The organism is Streptomyces sp. NPDC026522, from assembly GCF_055567555.1.
In genome coordinates, this window is record NZ_JBVHQF010000003.1 from 542,471 (window position 1) to 561,763 (window position 19,293).

Consider the following 19,293-nt stretch of genomic DNA (forward strand, 5'->3'; position numbering starts at 1 on the left):
CCTCCGGCGGGGGCGCTCAGGCTCCAGGATGGCGGGGGCGCCGCTCGCGGGTGCCGGCCGAATGGGGCTGGGGGCGGGGGACTCCCATCCCGTCTGCCCTCGACCCAGGCAAGCCGAGCAGACACGGCACCGGGCGTCCAGGTCGTACGTCCAGTTGGGCGCTCCACCTGGACGCCCGGCACCGCGTCCGCTCCACATGCGTGTGGGTCGACGGCAGACGGGATGGGAGTTGGGGAGAGTGGTGGGTTGAGGAGCGGGTGATGGCGCGTAGCGTGGTTGGTCACATGAAGGCTGACTAGCTTAGGCGTGTCTCACGCCGGGCAACTCCTCCGGCGCCGCGGCTAGCCCGGTAGCCGCCATTACGGCAGTCGGCCACCCCTTCTGCGGCAGCCTGCGACACCGCCATGAGGATGGATCATCTCTTTCCGGGAACACGTTGGCGAGTTCGGTGCCTGACTCTGGGGGGGCGGAGGATTCACGAATGCGGCGATGACTGTAGCCAGAATTGTGGCCAGTGTGACTGCGGCGAAGGTCAGGCCTGTGTTGTGCAATCCTTCGGCAGCGGTCGGCCATTCTTGTGGTCTATAGTTGGAAAAGTTCAGCTTCCCTGCTTCGTGCCTGTAATGAACCAGGCTGAATGAGAGCGTCGTGGCAGTTGCCAAGGCCTCAAAATAGAGAAGTGGCAGCATGCGATCCCAGAGTGATTGGGTCATGCCTGCGAAAGTATCAGTGCCGATCATGGCAACAGCAGCTCCTGCTGCCGCGATGAGCCACAGGGCGCCGGTAGCCCGGCTCTCGTAGGCTGATTTCCTGGCCCTGATGTCGTGGGCCTGCCAGATTTGCGGCTCGCGCGGCCTTTTGAAGCTCATTTCGGGTGGTTCCAGGTATTCCAAAAGGCTGCCGAGGTTCTGATGTAACTCCAGATTTCTTCCTGACCCAGAGGGGGTTCTTTGTCGGCGATTCGAGCACCGACCCCAATTGTGATGCTCTCGGCCATCAGGTCCCAAAAGTGATCAGGATAGTGCGCCTCGTGGTTTCCGATATATTCCTTGACGATCCCTTCGACCTGCTGCCTAACGTATTCGAAAGGGACGCGAAGCCCAGCTTTGTCCAAGCGTTGAGTCCCACGCTTGATTCCGCGAATAATGATTGGCGGCGGCGCCATAGGTGGTCCCTCCTCTGTTGACTTCTTCGATACTCGGTGCCGATACCTCTCTATGCCCGCTGAGCGAGCGAATGGGGTAACGCCCGCGATCGTGGGCCGGAAGGAAGCTGCGACTCTGCGCATCGTTACGCCCGACCAGGGCACCGCCTACGGCTGCGGGTGACCTTGGACCTCTCGTCCTTGGACGCCCGTGGTTTGATTGATCCCCGCCAGTGGCGGACGTGACGCGCATGCGCGAGGTGCTACCGGGCATCCGGCCTATGGGCGTCCGGATGCCCGCCCAAGCCCAAGCTGTAGCGCGGTACAGCAGCGGAGTACAGCAACCACAGCAGCCGAGCGCGTTCGGTAGTGCCCTCGAACGGCCGCGCCACGACCGATATGACCGGCAACGGCCTCTCTCCATAGAACTACGGATCAGAAGGTTGCAGGTTCGAATCCTGCCGAGTGCACAGCCGAAGAGGCCCCCCGGTTCGCCGGGGGGCCTCTTGCGTTGTGCGCGTCGGGTCACGGGCGGTGGACGCGGGGGAGGCCGGTGACCGAGAGGACCAGGGAGTAGAGCGAAGTGGTGGCGGTGATGAAGAGGCGGTTGTTCTTCGGGCCGCCGAAGGCGATGTTCGAGACCGGCTCGGGGACGCGCAGCCGGCCGATCAGGGTGCCGTCCGGGGCGTAGCAGCGGACGCCGTCCTGCATCGCGGCCGCCCACAGCCGGCCGTCGTCGTCGAAGCGGATGTTGTCCACCGAGGGACAGGCGGCGAAGACGCGGTCGTGCGTCAGGGTGCCCGCGCCGGTGACCTTGAAGGCGCGGATGTGGCCCGCGCGGGTGTCCGCCGCGTACAGCTCGCTCTCGTCGGGGGAGAAGACGAGTCCGTTGGGGCCCTGGAAGCCGTCCGCGACCAGGCGGACCTCGCCGGTCGCCGGGTCGGCGCGGTAGAGGTTGCAGGCGCCGATCTCGCTCGGCGCGCGCCGGCCCTCGTAGTCGCTGGTGATGCCGAAGTCCGGGTCCGAGAACCAGACCGAGCCGTCGGAGCGCACCACCGCGTCGTTCGGGCTGTTGAGGCGCTTGCCCTCCCACCGGTCGGCGATGACGGTGAGGGTGCCGTCCGGTTCGGTGCGGGTGACGCGCCGGTTGCCCTGCTCGCAGGTGATCAGGCGGCCCTCGCGGTCGAGGGTGTTGCCGTTGGGGTGCCCGGCGCCGGTGCGGAAGACGGAGACGGTGCCGGTGGCCTCGTCCCAGCGCAGCAGCCGGTCGTTGGGGATGTCGCTCCACACCACCTGCCGCCAGGCCGGCAGGTAGAGGGGACCCTCCGCCCAGCGGCAGTCGTCGTACAGCCGCTCCAGGCGGGCGTCTCCGTTGGCGCAGCGGCCCGAGCGGAAACGATCGTCCAGGATCTCGTACAGAGCGAGGTCTGCTACGGCTGACATCTTTCCCCCAATAGTTGAATGGACTGAATTCTGTTCGGTCTGATACTGAGATTGCAGGATCAGGTACTGTCTTCGCAAGAGTTGACGGGCAGATGAGGGGAAGACCGCGTGGACGACATCGACCGGGCGCTGCTCCAGCGGCTCCAGCAGGACGCGAGCCAGTCGTACGCCGCTCTGGGCGCGGCGGTCGGCCTCTCGGCGGGGGCCACGCACGAACGCGTACGGAAACTGCGGGAACGCGGAGTCATCCGGCGGACCACGGTCGACGTGGCACCGGCGGCCGTCGGGAGCGGGGTCCTGGCCTACGTCATGGTCGACTCGAATGCCTGGATGGGGGACTCCAAGGCCGCCTTCGAGGGCATCGCGGAGATCCAGGAGGCGCACATCATCGCGGGCAGCGCCTCCGTGCTCGTCAAGGTGCGGACGGGCTCGACCGAGCAACTGCAGGACGTACTGCGCCGCCTGTACGCCATCGACGGGGTCAGCGGCACGCAGGCGACCGTCGTCCTGGAGACCTTCTTCGAACGGCCGCTCCCGCTGTGACCTGGTGGTGCACCGGCATCCGGTGGCAGGACGGCCGGCCCGCCATCGGCTGGTACGCGGCCGACCGCGGGGAGCGCGGCAGCCTGCTCGGCTACGGGCAGCGGCTGGCCTTCGTCGCCCGGGGCGAGCGGCACTGCCTGGGGGTCCGGCGGGCCGGGAAACGTACGCCGTGTCCCGCGCGCCGGACCGTGCCCGGGCGGAGCGGGAGCGCCCAGTGCCCGGAGTGCGCCCGGCTGGACCGGTCCTTCTCGGTGGCCGCCGACACCAACGCCGCCGATCCGCGCCCCTACCGGGTGTACCTCGCCTGGTTCGGGCCCGGGCTGACCAAGGTCGGCATCACCGCCGAGGAGCGCGGCCCGGCCCGGCTGCTGGAGCAGGGCGCGGTGACCTGGGCCTGGCTGGGGCGCGGCCCGCTGATGGCCGCGCGGCGCACCGAGGAACTGCTGCGGGCGGCCCTCGGGGTGCCCGACCGGATCGCCTACGCCCGCAAGCGCGCGGTACGGGCCCAGCTGCCGCCGCCGGCCGAGCGGGCCCGGGAGGTCGTCGAACTGCACGCCAGGGCCGTGGCGCTGCCCGGGTGGCCGGAGTCGCTGGAGCCGGTGGGCTGCGAAGTCGGTGACCACGCGGCTGTCTTCGGGTTGGACGGGCTGCCCGCACCGGCGCGGCTGGTCACGGAGCTGGTTCCGGGCGGAGCCGTGACCGGGCTGCTGGCCGGGGCGGCCGGACCGGACCTGCACTTCGCGGACGGGCTCGTGGTGGACACCCGGCTCCTGGCCGGCTGGGAGCTGGTGGCCCCGGCGGGGGACGCCGGTACGGACGTGCCGGTGACGGCGATCGCGCCGCCCGCCGAGGCCGGGCAGGACGGGCTGTTCTGACCGGACCGGATCGGGGGCACCAAGGTCAAAACTTGGATCCCTTTGGCCCGGCGGCCTCCTTTCGGGTGGACACGCGCAGGGCCGCCGCGGAGGGTGGTCGCCATGAGCATCCAGCCCGCACCGCCCTACGAACCGCCTTACCTGATGGCCGTCTTCACCAATGTCCGCACCCCCGACTCCACCGGCTACCAGGAGACCAACGACCGGATAAACGAGATCGTCCGGGCCAACCCCGGCTTCCTCGGCTACGAGTCCGCGCGCACTCCGGGCGGTCTCGGCATCACCGTCGCCTACTTCCGCGACCACGACTCCCTCACCGGGTGGCGGGAGGACCTGGAGCACCAGGCGGCGATGGAGCAGGGCCGCGCCCAGTGGTACGAGAGCTACACGCTGCACGTCGCCACCTTCGAACGGAGCCACGGCTTTGTCCGCGACCACGGCTGAGGCGGTCCGCGCCTTCCGCGACCGGCTCGGACTGCCCGGGCTGGTCGACGTGCACACCCACTTCATGCCCGAGCGGGTCCTGGACAAGGTGTGGGACTACTTCGACGCAGTCGGCCCGCTGACCGGTGTCGAGTGGCCCATCACCTACCGGCACGAGGAGGAGCAGCGGGTCGCGCTCCTGCGAGCGTTCGGCGTACGGGCCTTCACCGCCATGCTCTACCCGCACAAGCCGGCGATGGCGGCCTGGCTCAACGCGTGGGCCGCGGACTTCGCCGCACGGACCCCCGACTGCCTGCACACCGCGACTTTCTTCCCCGAGGAGGGCGTGGCGGAGTACGTCGGCCAGGCCGTCGACGCCGGAGCCCGGATCTTCAAGGCGCACCTCCAGGTCGGTGGCTACGACCCGAACGACGAACGGCTGCGACCGGTCTGGGGCCTGCTCGCCGAGGCGGCCGTCCCGATCGTGATCCACTGCGGCTCGGGGCCGGTACCCGGCAAGCACACCGGGCCCGAGCCGATCGCCCGCCTGCTGGCCCGGCACCCCCGGCTGCCCCTGGTCATCGCCCACATGGGCATGCCCGAATACGCGGACTTCCTCGACCTGGCAGACCGGTACCCCGAGGTCCGGCTCGACACCACCATGGCCTTCACCGACTTCTCCGAGCAGTTCAGCGGCTTTCCGGCGAGCGACCTCGGGCGGCTCGCGGACCTCGGGGACCGGATCCTGCTCGGCACCGACTTCCCGAACATCCCCTATCCCTACGAGCACCAGCTGACCGCCCTCGAACGGCTCGGCCTGGGCGACGACTGGCTGCGCGCGGTCTGCCACGACAACGGCGCCCGGCTCTTCCACCTGGCCTGAACCTCCGGAACGGCCGGGCCGTCCCGGCTCCGCCGTTCTCAGGAAATTCACAGGTAGGCACAAGAACGCTCTCAGAGGCCGCGTCCAGCGTGTACGCATGACTGCGACGACCACCTCCCACGCGTCCACGTCCACCGGCAAGCACACGGCCCTCGTCCGCCCCGACGGCGGCCCGTGCCGGGTGCTCGTCGTTGACGACGAGGCCGCGCTCTCCGAGCTCCTGTCCATGGCCCTGCGCTACGAGGGATGCGAGGTCCGCAGCGCCGGCGACGGGGCGGCCGCGGTACGGACGGCACGGGAGTTCCGCCCGGACGTGGTGCTCCTCGACGTCATGCTCCCGGACATGGACGGCCTCGCCGTGCTGGGCCGGCTGCGCCGGGAGCTCCCGCACGTGCCGGTGCTGTTCCTGACCGCCAAGGACTCCGTCGAGGACCGGATCGCCGGGCTGACGGCAGGCGGCGACGACTACGTCACCAAGCCGTTCAGCCTGGAGGAGGTCGTGGCCAGGCTGCGCGGCCTGGTCCGTCGCTCGGGCGCGGCGCAGGCGGCCCGCGGCGGCTCGGTGCTGGCCGTCGGCGACCTCCGGCTCGACGAGGACAGCCACGAGGTGACCCGGGGCGGCCAGGAGGTCCACCTGACCGCCACGGAGTTCGAGCTGCTGCGCTACCTGATGCGCAACCCGCGCCGGGTGCTGAGCAAGGCGCAGATCCTGGACCGGGTGTGGTCCTACGACTTCGGCGGCCAGGCCAATGTCGTCGAGCTGTACATCTCTTACCTGCGCCGGAAGCTGGAGAGCGGTCCCGGTTGGCCGCCGATGATCCACACCCGGCGCGGCGCCGGCTATCTGATCAAGCCGGCCGAGTAGTGGCCGGACGCCTCTCGGGCCGCGGGAGCCCGGGCCGCGCCGCGCGGCGCCCCCGGCGGCCGTGGTCGCTGCGGTCCCGGCTCGTCCTGGCGGCGGTGGTGCTGATCGCCGTGGTCGGCGCGGGCATCGGCGCCGTCACCACCTTCGCGCTGCGCCAGTACCTGGTCCAGCAGCTGGACGATCAGCTGCGTGCCTCCATCAGCATGGCCACCCGTGGCCCCGGCGCCAACAAGGCCGCCCGAGAGGGCAACCTCGGTTTCGTGCTGGCCGGAACCCCGCCGGACGCGGCCGGGATCCGGCTCGACGAGAACGGCAAGGTCGTCGGCAGCGCGCGCAACGCCGCCGTCGGAGGCCCCGAGCTCGACCACCGCCAGCCCCTTACCGAGGCCCAGACCGCGGCTCTGACGAAGGCCGCCCGCAAGGCCGCTCAGGGCCGCCCCGGACCGCTGGACGTGGACCTTCCGGAGCTCGGCGGCTACCGGGTGCTCACCGCCCCCGATGGAAGCCTGGTCCTGGGCTTCCGGCTCGGCGAGGTCGACTCCACCGTGCGGACGCTGATCGCGGTGGAGGTCTTCGCGACCCTGGCCGGCCTGATCGCGGCCTCCCTCGCCGGACAGGCTCTGGTCGGCGTAGCGCTGCGCCCGTTGCGCCGGGTGGCCGTCACCGCCACCCGGGTCTCCGAACTTCCCCTGCACAGCGGTGAACCCGCTCTGCACGAGCGGGTGCCCGATGCCGAAGCCGACCCCCGTACCGAGATCGGACAGGTCGGCGCGGCCCTCAACCGGATGCTGGGCCATGTCTCCTCCGCCCTCACCGCCCGGCAGCAGAGCGAGACCCGAGTACGCCAATTCGTGGCCGACGCCAGCCATGAGCTGCGTACCCCCCTGGCCTCGATCCGGGGCTACGCCGAGCTGACCCGCCGGGGCCACGAGGAACCCGGCCCGGACACCCGCCACGCCCTGGGCCGCATCGAATCCGAGGCCACCCGGATGACCGGCCTGGTCGAAGACCTGCTGTTGCTGGCCCGGCTGGACGCGGGCCGACCGCTCGACACCGGCGACACCGCCACTGACCTGGCCCCCCTCGTGGTCGACGCCGTCAGCGACGCCCGGGCCGCCGGGCCCGCACACCACTGGCGGCTGGAGCTCCCGGACGAGCCCGCCACCATCCGGGCGGATCCGGCCCGTATCCAGCAGGTCCTGGTGAACCTCCTCGCCAACGCGCGCACCCACACCCCACCCGGCACCACCGTCACCGCGCACGTTTCACGTGAAACCCTCCCCGAAGCACCCGGTGTTTCACGTGAAACGCCGCTCGTCCGCCTCCGGGTGGAAGACAACGGGCCCGGAATCCCGGCCGAGTTGCTCCCCCACGTCTTCGAACGGTTCGCCCGCGGGGACGCCTCCCGCTCCCGGGCCGCGGGGTCCACCGGCCTCGGGCTGGCCATCGTCCAGGCAGTGGTCACCGCCCACGGCGGCCGGGTCGAGGTCAGCAGCCGCCCCGGCCAGACCTGCTTCGAAGTCCTCCTGCCCCTCGCGCCCGACCGGCAGCGGACCGACTCACAGACGGAGCACAGGCTCAGCACACAGCGGTGACAGCCCGCCCGACGAGGGTCGGAGCATGCCAACCGACACCTCTCCCGGCCCCGGAGCCCTCCCGGCCCGCGTGCACCTGGCACCCGTACCCGGTGAGCCCGTACTCGACGTGGTGATCCCGGTGTTCAACGAGGAGAAGGACCTCGGCCCCTGTGTGCGCCGACTGCACGATCACCTCACCAGAACGTTCCCGTACCCCTTCCGCATCACCATCGCCGACAACGCCAGCACGGACCGGACCCCCGACGTCGCGGCCGGCCTCGCCGCCGCCGTGCAGGGCGTCCGCAGCACCCGGCTGGAGGAGAAGGGCCGCGGCCGCGCCCTGCGCACCGTCTGGTCCCGCTCGGAGGCCCCCGTCCTCGCCTACATGGACGTGGACCTCTCCACCGACCTCAACGCGCTGCTGCCCCTCGTCGCCCCGCTGATCTCCGGTCACTCTGACCTCGCCATCGGCACCCGACTCGCGCGCTCCTCCCGGGTGGTGCGGGGAGCCAAGCGCGAGTTCGTCTCCCGGGCCTACAACCTGCTGCTGCGCTCCTCCCTCGCCGCCCGCTTCACCGACGCCCAGTGCGGGTTCAAGGCCATCCGGCGCGAAGTCGCCGAACGGCTGCTGCCGCTGGTGGAGGACTCCGGCTGGTTCTTCGACACCGAGCTGCTGGTGCTGGCCGAACGGGCCGGGCTGCGGATCCACGAGGTGCCGGTGGACTGGGTGGACGACCCCGACTCCACCGTCCACATCGCGCGCACCGCGGCCGAGGACCTCAAGGGCATGTGGCGGGTCGGCCGGGCGCTCGCCGTCGGCGCGCTGCCGCTCGACCGGCTCGCCCGTCCGTTCGGCGACGACCCGCGGGACCGGACCGCCCTGCCCGGGGTCCCGCGCGGGCTGGCCCGCCAACTCCTCGGATTCTGCGCGGTGGGACTGCTCAGCACCGTGCTCTACCTGGCGCTGTACTCCGCCTTCCGCACGATGGCCGGGCCCCAGGCCGCCAACGCGGCCGCCCTGCTGCTCTCGGCCGTCGCCAACACCGCCGCCAACCGCCGGCTCACCTTCGGGGTGCGGGGCCGCGCCCGAGCCGTGCGCCATCAGGCACAGGGGCTGCTGGTCTTCGCCATCGGCCTCGCCCTGACCAGCGGTTCGCTCGCCGCCCTGGGCGCGGCCGCCACCGACCCCGCCCACAGCACCGAACTGACCGTACTGATCATGGCCAACCTCGCCGCCACCGTGCTGCGCTTCCTGCTCTTCCGCGCCTGGGTCTTCCCCGAACCGTCTGGCAACCCCACGAAGGACGACATCCGATGACGACGGCAGCAGTTCCCCTGTTCCCACCCGCCCCGCCGGTCGCCGCCACCACGGCGGCGACCGGCCGGCCCCGCTGGGAACGCCCCGCGTACGCCGTGCTCCTGCTGCTCACCGCAGTCCTGCTGCTGTGGGACCTGGGCGCCTCGGGTTATGCGAACTCCTTCTACTCGGCGGCGGTCCAGGCGGGGGCCGAGAGCTGGAAGGCCTTCTTCTTCGGCTCCTCCGACGCCGGGAACTCCATCACCGTCGACAAGCCCCCGGCCGCGCTGTGGCCGATGGCCCTGTCGGTGCGGCTGCTCGGGCTGGGCGGCTGGCAGATCCTGGTGCCGCAGGCGCTGATGGGAGTCGGCACCACCGCGGTGCTCTACGCCGCCGTACGGCGTCAGTTCGGCCCGGTGGCCGCGCTGCTGAGCGGCGCGGTGTTCGCGCTGACGCCCGTGGCGGCCCTGATGTTCCGCTTCAACAACCCCGACGCGCTGCTGACCCTGCTGATGACCGTCACCGTGTACTGCGTCCTGCGGGCGCTCGACGGGGCACGTACCGGCTGGCTCGTCGGGGCCGGCGCCGCGGTCGGATTCGCCTTCCTGACCAAGACGCTCCAGGCCTTCGTCATCCTGCCGCCCCTGGCCGTGCTGTACGCCGTCTGCGCGCCGACCCGGCTGCGCAGGCGGCTCGGCCAGCTGCTGCTCGCCGGGCTCACGATGGTGGTGGCCGGCGGCTGGTGGGTGGCCGTGGTGGAGCTGTGGCCCGCCGCGTCCCGCCCTTACATCGGCGGTTCGCAGAACAACTCCTTCCTGGAACTGACCCTCGGCTACAACGGGCTGGGCCGGATCAACGGGAACGAGACCGGCAGCGTCGGCGGCGGCGGACGCCCCGGCGGGGGCGCGGGCGGAGGCTGGGGTGAAACCGGCATCGACCGGCTGTTCGCGAGCAACATCGGCGGTCAGATCTCCTGGCTGCTCCCGGCGGCCCTGGTCATGCTCGTCGCCGGCCTGGTCATCACCTGGCGGGCCCGCCGGGCCGCGGACTCGCTGGAGAGCCTGGCCCGCGCCGCCTTCCTGGCCTGGGGCGGCTCGCTGCTGATCACCGCTCTGGTCTTCAGCTACATGCAGGGCATCTTCCACGAGTACTACACCGTGGCCCTCGCGCCCTACCTGGCCGCGCTCGTCGGCATGGGTGTCGCCGTGCTGTGGGAGGAGCGGGGCAGCCGGGCCGCCTCCCTCACCCTCGCCGGAACCCTCGCACTCACCGCGTACTGGGCCTTCGTGCTGCTCGGCCGTGCCACGGGGTACCTGCCGTGGCTGCGCTGGACGGTGCTCGGAGCGGGTCTCGGCGCCGCCGTCGTGCTGCCGTTCGCCGCGCGGTTGGGCCGCAGGGCGCTGCTGGCGGTGGCAGCCCTCGGCCTGGGCGCGGCGCTCGCGGGACCGCTCGCCTACTGCCTCACCACGGTGGAGACCCCGCACGCGGGGTCCATCGTGACGGCCGGACCGGCGGTCGCGGGTGGCGCCGGCCCGGGCGGGCGCGGCATGCGCGCGTTCTACCTACCCGGCGGTGGCATGCCGCAAGGCGCCGGCGGCACCGGCGGGCCCCAGCTGCCGCCCGGTGGCCGACCCGCCGGGGCTCCCGGCGCCAGGGGTCCCGGCGGGACCGGTCCGCGGGGCAACGCTCGCGGCGGGGCCGGCGGGCTGCTGGGCGGCACCAAGGCGAGCGCCCAGGCCACGGCCGCGCTGCGGGCCGACGCCGCGCGCTACACCTGGGCGGCGGCGGCCGTCGGCTCACAGAACGCGGCGAGCTACCAACTGGCTTCGGGTGCACCGGTGATGGCGATCGGCGGCTTCAACGGAAGCGACCCCTCGCCGACCTTGGAACAGTTCAAGGCCTACGTGAAGGCCGGCCGCATCCACTGGTTCATCGGCCAGAGCGAGAACCAGGCCCAGGCCCAGGCCCAGGGCGCACCCCAGGCCCCAGGCCAGCAGCCGCAGGCCCAGGACCAAGGCCGGGCCGACGGCGGGACCAACGGGACCCGTCGCGCGGCCGGCGGCCCGGGCGGTGGCACCAGCAGTGCCGTCGAAAGCTGGGTGAAGGCCACCTTCAAGGCCAGCACGGTCGGCGGGGCCACCTTCTACGACCTCACCGCGCCCGCCGCCGGCACATCCTGATCCGGCCCGGACCCCGAAACGGCCGGGTGCCGCGGACGAGGATCTCGCCCGCGGCACCCGGCCGTTTCCGCGCGTGGCCGGCCCGGCCGGCTACTCGGCCAGGGCGACCGCCGGAGCCTCCGGGACACCGTTCGCCGCGGCCGGGGCGTGCGCCGCCGGCTTCGACTTCAGGGCGACCTCCTTGATGAAGACCACCAGCAGCAGGCCGAGCAGCGCACAAGGAGCGGCGTAGAGGAAGACGTCGCCGACGCCGTGCCCGTACGCGGACTCGATGACCGCGCGCAGCGGCGCGGGCAGCTTGTCGAGATCGGGGATCCCGCCTCCGCCGCCGCCCGCATGGGCCATGGCCGCCGCCTTCGGGCCGAGCGCGGTCAGCCCGTCCTCGACGTAGTGCGTGACCCGGTTCGCCATCACCGCGCCGAGCGCCGAGACGCCCATGGCACCGCCGAGCGAGCGGAAGAAGGTGACGACCGAGCTGGCCGCTCCCAGGTCCTGCGGGGCCACCTGGTTCTGGGTGGCCAGCACCAGGTTCTGCATCATCATGCCGAGACCGAGGCCGGTCAGTGCCATGAAGACCGCGATGCGCCAGTACGGGGTGTCGTAGCGCAGCGATCCCAGCAGGCCCAGACCGGCAGTCAGCAGCACCCCGCCGGCCACCAGCCAGGCCTTCCAGCGACCGGTCTTGGTGATCACCTGACCGGAAACGGTGGAGGAGACGAAGAGGCCGCCGATCATCGGAATCGTGAGGATCCCGGACATCGTGGGGGACTCGCCGCGCGCGAGCTGGAAGTACTGGCTGAAAAAGACCGTGCCCGAGAACATCGCGATGCCGACGAACAGTGAGGCGGCCGATGCCAGGGAGATGGTCTTGTTGCGGAACAGGCGCAGCGGGATGATCGGGTCGCTCGCCCGGGACTCGACGAGGAGGAAGAACAGTCCGAGCACCACCGCGCCGCCGGTCATGGCCAGCGTGGTCCAGGAGATCCAGTCGTACGAGTCCCCGGCCTGGGTGACCCAGATCAGCAGCAGCGACACCGCCCCGCTGATCAGGAAGGCGCCCAGCCAGTCGACCTTGACGTCCCGCCGGACCACCGGGAGCCGCAGGGTCTTCTGGAGCACGATCAGCGCGATGACGGCGAAGGGCACGCCGACGTAGAAGCACCAGCGCCAGCCCAGCCAGTCGGTGTCGGTGATGACACCGCCGAGCAGCGGGCCGCCGACGGTGGCGACGGCGAAGACCGCGCCGAGGTAGCCGCTGTAGCGGCCGCGCTCGCGCGGGGAGATCATCGCCGCCATCACGATCTGGGCGAGGGCGGACAGGCCGCCGACGCCGATGCCCTGGACCACGCGGCAGGCGATGAGCATGCCGGTGTTCTGCGACATGCCCGCCACCACGGATCCGAGGACGTAGACGACCAGGGACATCTGGACCAGCAGCTTCTTGCTGAAGAGGTCGGACAGCTTGCCCCACAGGGGGGTCGCGGCGGTCATCGACAGGAGGGCTGCGGTGACGACCCAGGTGTAGGAGGACTGCGTCCCGCCGAGGTCGCTGATGATCTGGGGCAGCGCGTTGGAGACGATCGTGGAGGACAGGATCGCCACGAACATGCCGAGCATCAGCCCGGACAGCGCCTTCATGATCTGCGGGTGGGTCATGGGCGCGTCGTCGGACGTGGTCCCCGACCGGCCGCCTCCCCGCACACCGGCAGGTGTGGTCGTAGCCATGTGGTTCCTTAGGTGTCAGAAGCTCGATCGGAGCCGGGCCAGCAGGGTGTTGAGCGCGTCTATGTCCTCGGCCGACCAGCCGGCCAGGGCCCTTTCCAGGGCGTGCGTGTACCGGGCGCCGAGATCGGCGAGCAGGACGCGTCCGGCCGGGGTGAGGCGCAGGATCCGGCAGCGGCCGTCGCCCGGGTCGAGGACGCGTTCGATCCAGCCGCGGGCGGCCGCGTGGGCGACGTGCCGGCTGCTCACCGAGATGTCGATGGCCATGAACTGGGCGAGCCGGCTGAGCCGCATCTCGCCGTGCCGGTCGAGCACGGCGAGGACGGCGGCCGAGCCGGCCGGGCAGTCCGCGGGCAGGATCCGGGCGAGGTCGCGCTTGACCGCGCCGATACCCGTGAGCTGGCGGGCCAACTCCTCGTAGCGGGTGGCCGGCGTCGTGTCGGCGTTCCGAGTCTGCTGCGTGGTCACCCGTCCCGTCGCCCCCCATGTTGTTGCTTAAGGCAACCATAGAAGCATTTGGTTGCTACAGGCAAATGGATTGTCGGGGTGGGGCGGTAAAGGAATCGGAAAACCCGCTAGGGTGCGGAGCCATGGCTGCGAACCACAACTCACCCGGCCCCGAGGGCAACTACGACCCCGCCGGCAGTACCCAGATGTTCCGCGCGTTCGTCGAGGAGGCGGAGCCGGTACGGGCCACCGTGCCGGGAGCTCGGCGGCGCCGACCGGAGAAGGCGGCCTCGAAGACCGGCCTGTGGGTCGGCCTGGGCCTCGCCGCGCTCGTCGTGATCGCGGCGGTCGGCTGGCTGGCGCTGGGCTGATCCCGCCCCTTGTGCGGGCGTCACGGCATCAGCTCCAGCGGGCGCTGACCGTCCGCGTCTCCACGTGCATGCCCAGGGGTACCCGCCAGGACTCGACGCAGACCGTGTAGGTCTGCGTCTTCGTCGTGCCGCCCGCGATCGGGGCCGGCAGCGGCTGGGCCGTGGTGATCGTGGCCCAGTCCACGCCGAGGGCGCCGATGATGTGCGTCGCGAAGCTCACCGTGCCCGAACGGGCCGCCGTGCTGCCGGTGTTGGTGAAGCCGGCCGTCACCCGTTCGCACCAGCGGTCGGCGGCCGCCGACCGGACCGGGGCGCTGAGCGTCAGCCGCGCCGGGGTCACCGGCGCCGGGGCCGAGGTGCCCGGCCCGCCCGGCGTCGCCGGGGGTGTGGAGCCGGGCGGCGCCGGAGACCGCGGGGGCTCGGGGTCGTGGGGGGCGCCGGGGGTGGTGGCGGGGGTGGTGGCGGGGGCGGGGTTCAGTGGGGCGCCCGGGGATACGGAGCCGCCGGGGGAGCTGGACGTGGCTCCGCCCCGGGCGGAGCCGGCCGGGGTCTGCGAGTCCCCCGCACCGGGCGACGTACCACCCCTTGGGGCCGGAGCCGCGGCGTCCACGGGCGGGGCTCCGAGCTGCTGGAACTCCACCTCGCCGGGCGGCGGTACGTTCTCTCCCGGGCCGGCGGCTGCCGCGCCCACGGCGACGTAGCCTTCGCGGTCCGGGCCGCCGCAGCCGCCGAGGGCCACGGCGGCGACGGCGCCGCAGAGGGTGAGTGCTGCCGCCCGGCGGGTTCCCGTTCGCATCGCGCCAGTGTTACTGACGATCCGTCACTTGGGAAGCGGGCGGCAGCGGCCGTTCGCCGGGTTACTCGCCGATGAGGCCCACGCGCAGCTGCGCGAGCGTGCGCGTCAGCAGCCGGGAGACGTGCATCTGCGAGATGCCGACCTCCTCGCCGATCTGTGACTGCGTCATGTTGGCGAAGAACCGCAGCATGATGATCTGGCGCTCCCGGGGCGGGAGTTTGGCCAGCAGCGGCTTGAGCGACTCCCGGTACTCGACCCCTTCCAGCGCGCTGTCCTCGTACCCGAGGCGATCGGCGAGGGAGCCCTCGCCGCCCTCGTCCTCGGGGGAGGGCGAGTCGAGGGAGGAGGCGGTGTACGCGTTGCCGACGGCCAGGCCGTCGACCACGTCTTCCTCGGAGACGCCGAGCACGGCGGCCAGCTCGGGGACGGTCGGGGACCGGTCCAGCTTCTGCGCGAGCTCGTCGCTGGCCTTGGTGAGGGCCAGGCGCAGTTCCTGGAGCCGGCGCGGGACGCGCACGGACCAGGACGTGTCCCTAAAGAATCGTTTGATCTCGCCCACGACCGTCGGCATGGCGAAGGTCGGGAACTCCACGCCGCGTTCGCAGTCGAAGCGGTCGATCGCCTTGATGAGCCCGATGGTTCCCACCTGGACGATGTCTTCCATCGGCTCGTTGCGGCTGCGGAAGCGGGCCGCCGCGTAGCGCACCAGGGGGAGGTTCAGCTCGATCAGGGTGTCGCGTACGTACGCGCGTTCGGGGCTGTCCACGTCCAGGGCGGCAAGTCGCTGGAAGAGGGAGCGGGAGAGCGTGCGGGTGTCGATGGCTTCCGAGCGGTTGGACACTGCCGGCAGTTCACGCTTGACGAGCGTGAGCACCTTGGAGCTGCCCTGGTCTACGGACATGCCACCCCCTTGAGGTCGCGGACGGTCGCGCTTCTCTGCGCGCCCGTCGGAGGAACGCAGCCTCCACCTGAATACCGGAGGCGGGGCTGCGGCAAACGCGGTTCCAGCAGAATGTCACATGTCGGCAACACGCTGTAGCGCCATGTCGACATGTATCTCCAGCGACAGAGCGGAATGAGCCCGGTCTGTCGGGAAACGCGTCAGGTGATCTCCACCCGTTCCGGTTACGCCTCGATCCTGTTTGCGGATCGCAGCCGCGCGAAGCTCCGGGCGAGCAGCCGGGACACGTGCATCTGGGATACCCCCAGCTCAGCGCTGATCTGTGACTGCGTCAGGTTGTTGTAGTACCGGAGCAGCAGGATCCGTTGCTCGCGCTCGGGCAGCTGTACGAGGAGGTGCCGGACGAGGTCGCGGTGCTCGACGCCGGCCAGCTCGGGGTCCTCGTAGCCGAGGCGGTCCAGCAGGCCGGGCATTCCGTCGCCTTCCTGGGCGGCTTCGAGCGAGGTTGCGTGGTAGCTCCGGCCGGCTTCGATGCAGGACAGCACTTCGTCCTCGGTGATGCGCAGCCGCTCGGCGATCTCCGGGGTGGTGGGGGTGCGTCCGTGCAGGGTGGTGAGGTCCTCGGTGGCCGCGTTGACCTGGACCCACAGTTCGTGGAGGCGGCGCGGGACGTGGACGGTGCGCACGTTGTCGCGGAAGTACCGTTTGATCTCGCCGACCACCGTGGGCATCGCGAAGGTCGGGAACTGCACCCCGCGGTCGGGGTCGAACCGGTCGATCGCGTTGATCAGCCCGATCGTTCCGACCTGGACGACGTCCTCCATCGGCTCGTTGCGGCTGCGGAAGCGGGCGGCCGCGTACCGGACGAGGGGGAGGTTGGCCTCGATGAGGGCCCCGCGGACCCGGCTGTGGTCGTGGCTGCCCGGCTGGAGGTTCTTGAGCTGTCCGAACAGCACCTGGGTCAGCGCCCGGGTGTCGGCCCCCCGGCTCTGCGGCCTGGGGGCGGCCGGGGGCTCCTCCGGAGGGTCGGCCGGGCGGTCGGCCGGCGGCTCCGGCGGGGGTGCCTGCGGGGACTCCTGCTGCGACGGGACCTGGGGGTCGTGGGCGTCGTGGGCGTCGTGGGGGTCGGCCGGCTCCGGCGGTTCCTGCGCGCTCTGGGGGCTCTGCGGGTCCTGCTGGGGTGGCACCTGAGGCGCAGTACTGGCCGGCACGGTCACGCCACCCCTTCAGTCAACTATCCGTCAAAAGCGGTCATAGCATCACAAGAGATGTGCACTGTGCGCAAGCACCCGATATCGCCGTGTTGAGGGCAGATTGCGCAACATTGGGCATATCTGGATATTCGCCATGAACACGGATAACACAAAAAGCCCCCCACCCGTCGGAGTGGGGGGCCGGAAGTCCGGAATCCGCTTCAGCGTACGGGTTCAGCGCACCAGTTCGGTCATGAACTCGCCGATCCCGTGGGCGGCATCCGAGATCCCTTGGAAGCCTATTTGGACCATATCGGCGGCTTTGACGGGCTGAGTGATGATCACGAAGAGTACGAAGACGACGAGCGCGCCCATGACGATCTTCTTGGTGTCCACGAGCGGTGTCGGCCTCCCCAACCGGTCCTGCTGAGTCGGGTGAGTCTAACCGGTCATGTTTGGACACTCACCTGCCCTTTAAGGACCAATGACCCGGCGGTACGGGCCTTTTGTCGGTCTCGGGGCCGGAGGGGAAGGAGCAGGATGGAACCCGGGCCCACCGGTTCTGGCAGGAAATCGGTGGGTGCGGGAAAGGGCCTCGCTGCGGGGTCCGCGCCGTGGGCTTCCCCCTGACCGCGGTTCCGGCCGGCAGGTTCCGTCTCATCGGGGGGAGCGGCTCGTCCCCCGACGCCGCTCCCCCCGTCCACGCGTGAAGGTCCCGGCTCCGGCCGGGGCCTTCTTCGCGTTGGCGGGCGCGGCGGCTGGTCAGCCGATGGCGCCGGCGAGGTCCGTGATGGGCTGGACGGGCGCGATGACCGGCGCGAGGTCGTTCGGCAGGTCCATCAGCCGGTTGAGCTGATTGAGGTCGTTGAGCTTCGCGCCGATCTCCTGGACGGAGCCGGGCGTGGCCCCCTTCGGCATGCCCGGGGCGGCCTGCGGCAGGTCCGGGAGGGTGAGCGGGGCGATCGGCGCGGCGGAGGCGGCAGGAGCGGCGAGGCCCGCGGCGGCCCCCGCGAGGGCGAAGGCGGCGAGGATGCGCTGGGTCTTGGTCATGCCGTGACAACGGCCGAGCGGGCAGCCGGTCACGCGGGGGTCCCCAGGAGGGCGGCCGTACGGGCGCTACGCGCGGACGGGCGGCGGGGCGCGTGGGCCGGGGGCCCCGTACGAGGTGCACGGGCCGGGCGGTGTACGAGCGCACGCGGTGGGCGGGGGCCGTACGAGGGCGGGCAGGAGGCCGTACGGGCCGCCCGGGCCCGGTCGGCGCGGGCGGGAACGAGCGCGGGCGGGAACGACGAGAGCCCCGACCCTTGCGGGGCGGGGCTCTCGTTCAGAGCGGTAGCGGTGGGATTTGAACCCACGGATAGCTTGCACCATCACACGCTTTCGAGGCGTGCTCCTTCGGCCGCTCGGACACGCTACCGAGAGAGAGCTTAGCCCAAAGAGCGCCGTGCTCTGAAATCCGTATCCGGGACCGCGCCGCGCACCGCCTCCGGGCCGGTCAGGGGCGCGTCAGAGATCGCGGAAGAAGTCCGTCAGCTGCCGCGCGCACTCCTGCGCGAGCACCCCGCGGATCACCTCCGGCCGGTGGTTGAGCCTGCGGTCCCGCACGAGGTCCCACAGCGACCCGGCCGCGCCCGCCTTCTCGTCGTCCGCGCCGAAGACGACCCTGGCCACCCGGGACTGCACCAGGGCTCCCGCGCACATCACGCACGGCTCCAGGGTGACCACCAGGGTGCACCCGGTCAGCCGCCACTCACCGAGTTCGGCGGCCGCCCGGCGCAGCGCGAGCACCTCGGCGTGGGCCGTGGGGTCGCCGGTCGCCTCGCGCTCGTTGTGCCCGGTGGCGAGCAGCTCCAGGTCGGGGCCGAGCAGGACGGCGCCGACCGGCACGTCGCCGGCCGGCACCGCCAGGGCGGCCTCCTGGAGCGCCAGGCGCATGGAGTCCCGCCAGGGGTCCCGTACGGGGTCGGGACCGGTGTGGTGCGTGTGGTGCTCAGCGATCACTAGCGGACGGCCTCCAGGACCTCGGTCGCACCGAGCGACTCGGCGATCTCCGAGAGGGCGTCTCCGTCGAGGGTCATGAGTTGCTTGTGGCTCACACCGAGGTCGTCGAGCAGCCGGGGGTCGCCGAGCGGACCGGCCGGTACCGGCTCGGCGCCGCCGTGGACCCCTTCGTCAGCGTCGTCGTCCTCGGCGGTGAAGGCGGCGATGGCGTCCTCCTCGCCGTCCTCCGTGCCGTCCAGGTCGAGTTCGTCGAGTTCGTCGTCCTCCTCCTCGCTGCCCAGCAGCTCTTTGGTCAGCATCGAGCCGTAGGAGCTGCGGTCGGCCGCGGAGGCGTTCGATACGAAGTACCGAGGGTCCTCCTCGCCGTCCACGCGGATGACGCCGAACCAGGCGTCCTCCTGCTCGATGAGGGCGACCACCGTGTCGTCGTCGACAGCGGCGGACCGGGCGAGATCGATCAGATCACTCAAGGACTCGACGTCGTCGAGTTCCATGTCGCTCGCTTCCCACCCGTCTTCGGTGCGCGCGAGCAGTGCGGCGAAGTACACCGTGACTCTCCCACTGGTCGTAGGCGTGCCGGTTGGAGGTCCCCCCGGCCTGAGATTGGGGCCGAAGCGGCCGTGTGTGCGCCG

At 71.3% G+C, this 19,293-nt stretch carries 19 protein-coding genes, 1 tRNA gene and 1 pseudogene; 9 read left to right on the forward strand and 12 right to left on the reverse strand.

The genetic code is table 11. The features are described from left to right. Positions 1-865: 865 nt before the first annotated feature. Positions 866-1,165 carry a hypothetical protein gene (locus ACZ4M3_RS10930; protein ID WP_467731264.1) on the reverse strand — a complete coding sequence of 100 codons (300 nt, stop codon included), beginning with the start codon at positions 1,163-1,165 and terminating at the stop codon, positions 866-868. A 504-nt stretch (positions 1,166-1,669) separates the two neighbouring features. Further along, entirely contained in the window at positions 1,670-2,587 is a 918-nt protein-coding gene (locus ACZ4M3_RS10935; protein ID WP_467731265.1) for an SMP-30/gluconolactonase/LRE family protein, read from the reverse strand. Positions 2,588-2,695: 108 nt separating this feature from the next. Here ACZ4M3_RS10935 and ACZ4M3_RS10940 point away from each other — a divergent pair, with 108 nt between their 5' ends. From ACZ4M3_RS10940 to ACZ4M3_RS10975, 8 genes are all read left to right on the forward strand, one after another. Next, positions 2,696-3,130: an Lrp/AsnC family transcriptional regulator gene (locus tag ACZ4M3_RS10940; RefSeq protein ID WP_467731266.1), complete on the forward strand. Its 435-nt coding sequence runs from the start codon at positions 2,696-2,698 to the stop codon at positions 3,128-3,130. Next, positions 3,127-4,005 (forward strand): DUF2797 domain-containing protein, encoded by an 879-nt coding sequence (locus tag ACZ4M3_RS10945; RefSeq protein WP_467731267.1) that lies wholly within the window; start codon positions 3,127-3,129, stop codon positions 4,003-4,005. Before ACZ4M3_RS10940 ends, ACZ4M3_RS10945 begins: the two co-directional genes overlap by 4 nt. 102 nt (positions 4,006-4,107) lie before the next feature. Beyond that, a complete protein-coding gene (locus tag ACZ4M3_RS10950) occupies positions 4,108-4,449 on the forward strand; it encodes an antibiotic biosynthesis monooxygenase family protein (RefSeq protein ID WP_467731268.1) in 342 nt (113 codons plus the stop codon). Beyond that, positions 4,430-5,311 (forward strand): amidohydrolase family protein, encoded by an 882-nt coding sequence (locus tag ACZ4M3_RS10955; RefSeq protein ID WP_467731269.1) that lies wholly within the window; start codon positions 4,430-4,432, stop codon positions 5,309-5,311. Before ACZ4M3_RS10950 ends, ACZ4M3_RS10955 begins: the two co-directional genes overlap by 20 nt. Before the next feature lie 97 nt (positions 5,312-5,408). Further along, positions 5,409-6,176 (forward strand): response regulator transcription factor, encoded by a 768-nt coding sequence (locus ACZ4M3_RS10960; protein WP_467731270.1) that lies wholly within the window; start codon positions 5,409-5,411, stop codon positions 6,174-6,176. Next, positions 6,176-7,771 (forward strand): sensor histidine kinase, encoded by a 1,596-nt coding sequence (locus ACZ4M3_RS10965; protein ID WP_467731271.1) that lies wholly within the window; start codon positions 6,176-6,178, stop codon positions 7,769-7,771. Before ACZ4M3_RS10960 ends, ACZ4M3_RS10965 begins: the two co-directional genes overlap by 1 nt. Positions 7,772-7,796: 25 nt before the next feature. Beyond that, the gene (locus ACZ4M3_RS10970) at positions 7,797-9,071 is read left to right on the forward strand and encodes a bifunctional glycosyltransferase family 2/GtrA family protein (RefSeq protein WP_467731272.1); all 1,275 of its coding nucleotides are present in this window, start codon (positions 7,797-7,799) and stop codon (positions 9,069-9,071) included. Then, on the forward strand, positions 9,068-11,230 hold the full coding sequence (locus ACZ4M3_RS10975; RefSeq protein WP_467731273.1) for a glycosyltransferase family 39 protein: 2,163 nt from the start codon (positions 9,068-9,070) through the stop codon (positions 11,228-11,230). Before ACZ4M3_RS10970 ends, ACZ4M3_RS10975 begins: the two co-directional genes overlap by 4 nt. A 96-nt stretch (positions 11,231-11,326) precedes the next feature. On the opposite strand, the pseudogene ACZ4M3_RS10980 reads toward ACZ4M3_RS10975, so the two are convergent. Both ACZ4M3_RS10980 and ACZ4M3_RS10985 read right to left on the reverse strand, forming a co-directional pair. Then, a pseudogene (locus tag ACZ4M3_RS10980) lies at positions 11,327-12,886 on the reverse strand (MDR family MFS transporter); the annotation flags it as partial. Between the two features lie 84 nt (positions 12,887-12,970). Further along, positions 12,971-13,420, reverse strand: a complete 450-nt coding sequence (locus tag ACZ4M3_RS10985; RefSeq protein WP_467731274.1) for a MarR family winged helix-turn-helix transcriptional regulator — start codon at positions 13,418-13,420, stop codon at positions 12,971-12,973. 122 nt (positions 13,421-13,542) lie between these two features. Between ACZ4M3_RS10985 and ACZ4M3_RS10990 the strand changes: the two genes are divergently transcribed. Beyond that, positions 13,543-13,770 (forward strand): hypothetical protein, encoded by a 228-nt coding sequence (locus ACZ4M3_RS10990; RefSeq protein WP_467731275.1) that lies wholly within the window; start codon positions 13,543-13,545, stop codon positions 13,768-13,770. Between the two features lie 28 nt (positions 13,771-13,798). On the opposite strand, the gene ACZ4M3_RS10995 is transcribed toward ACZ4M3_RS10990, so the two are convergent. The 8 genes from ACZ4M3_RS10995 to ACZ4M3_RS11030 form a co-directional block, all read right to left on the reverse strand. Then, positions 13,799-14,566 carry a hypothetical protein gene (locus ACZ4M3_RS10995; protein ID WP_467731276.1) on the reverse strand — a complete coding sequence of 256 codons (768 nt, stop codon included), beginning with the start codon at positions 14,564-14,566 and terminating at the stop codon, positions 13,799-13,801. A 61-nt stretch (positions 14,567-14,627) separates the two neighbouring features. Then, the gene (locus tag ACZ4M3_RS11000; RefSeq protein ID WP_190185484.1) at positions 14,628-15,467 is read right to left on the reverse strand and encodes an RNA polymerase sigma factor SigF; all 840 of its coding nucleotides are present in this window, start codon (positions 15,465-15,467) and stop codon (positions 14,628-14,630) included. Positions 15,468-15,691: 224 nt separating this feature from the next. After that, positions 15,692-16,654 (reverse strand): RNA polymerase sigma factor SigF, encoded by a 963-nt coding sequence (locus tag ACZ4M3_RS11005; protein ID WP_467731277.1) that lies wholly within the window; start codon positions 16,652-16,654, stop codon positions 15,692-15,694. A 240-nt stretch (positions 16,655-16,894) separates the two neighbouring features. Then, a complete protein-coding gene (locus ACZ4M3_RS11010; RefSeq protein WP_190185482.1) occupies positions 16,895-17,056 on the reverse strand; it encodes a hypothetical protein in 162 nt (53 codons plus the stop codon). A 366-nt stretch (positions 17,057-17,422) separates the two neighbouring features. Beyond that, complete coding sequence (locus ACZ4M3_RS11015; RefSeq protein ID WP_467731278.1) at positions 17,423-17,710, reverse strand: hypothetical protein; 288 nt, start codon at positions 17,708-17,710, stop codon at positions 17,423-17,425. A gap of 280 nt (positions 17,711-17,990) precedes the next feature. Further along, positions 17,991-18,077: transfer RNA gene (locus ACZ4M3_RS11020), tRNA-Ser, on the reverse strand. 89 nt (positions 18,078-18,166) lie between these two features. Beyond that, a complete protein-coding gene (gene tadA, locus ACZ4M3_RS11025; protein ID WP_467731352.1) occupies positions 18,167-18,595 on the reverse strand; it encodes a tRNA adenosine(34) deaminase TadA in 429 nt (142 codons plus the stop codon). A 65-nt stretch (positions 18,596-18,660) separates the two neighbouring features. Then, positions 18,661-19,209, reverse strand: coding sequence for a tRNA adenosine deaminase-associated protein (locus ACZ4M3_RS11030; RefSeq protein WP_467731279.1), 549 nt, complete (start codon positions 19,207-19,209; stop codon positions 18,661-18,663). Positions 19,210-19,293 lie beyond the last annotated feature (84 nt).

Excerpts from the sequence above, each read along its gene's own strand:
- ACZ4M3_RS10935 (WP_467731265.1), bottom strand. The coding sequence starts at position 2,587 with ATGTCAGCCGTAGCAGACCTCGCTCTGTACGAGATCCTGGACGATCGT.
- ACZ4M3_RS10970 (WP_467731272.1), top strand. The coding sequence starts at position 7,797 with ATGCCAACCGACACCTCTCCCGGCCCCGGAGCCCTCCCGGCCCGCGTG.
- tadA (WP_467731352.1), bottom strand. The coding sequence starts at position 18,595 with ATGCGCCTGGCGCTCCAGGAGGCCGCCCTGGCGGTGCCGGCCGGCGAC.
- ACZ4M3_RS10930 (WP_467731264.1), bottom strand. The coding sequence starts at position 1,165 with ATGGCGCCGCCGCCAATCATTATTCGCGGAATCAAGCGTGGGACTCAA.
- ACZ4M3_RS10995 (WP_467731276.1), bottom strand. The coding sequence starts at position 14,566 with ATGCGAACGGGAACCCGCCGGGCGGCAGCACTCACCCTCTGCGGCGCC.
- ACZ4M3_RS10960 (WP_467731270.1), top strand. The coding sequence starts at position 5,409 with ATGACTGCGACGACCACCTCCCACGCGTCCACGTCCACCGGCAAGCAC.
- ACZ4M3_RS11000 (WP_190185484.1), bottom strand. The coding sequence starts at position 15,467 with ATGTCCGTAGACCAGGGCAGCTCCAAGGTGCTCACGCTCGTCAAGCGT.
- ACZ4M3_RS10990 (WP_467731275.1), top strand. The coding sequence starts at position 13,543 with ATGGCTGCGAACCACAACTCACCCGGCCCCGAGGGCAACTACGACCCC.
- ACZ4M3_RS10950 (WP_467731268.1), top strand. The coding sequence starts at position 4,108 with ATGAGCATCCAGCCCGCACCGCCCTACGAACCGCCTTACCTGATGGCC.
- ACZ4M3_RS11015 (WP_467731278.1), bottom strand. The coding sequence starts at position 17,710 with ATGACCAAGACCCAGCGCATCCTCGCCGCCTTCGCCCTCGCGGGGGCC.
- ACZ4M3_RS10975 (WP_467731273.1), top strand. The coding sequence starts at position 9,068 with ATGACGACGGCAGCAGTTCCCCTGTTCCCACCCGCCCCGCCGGTCGCC.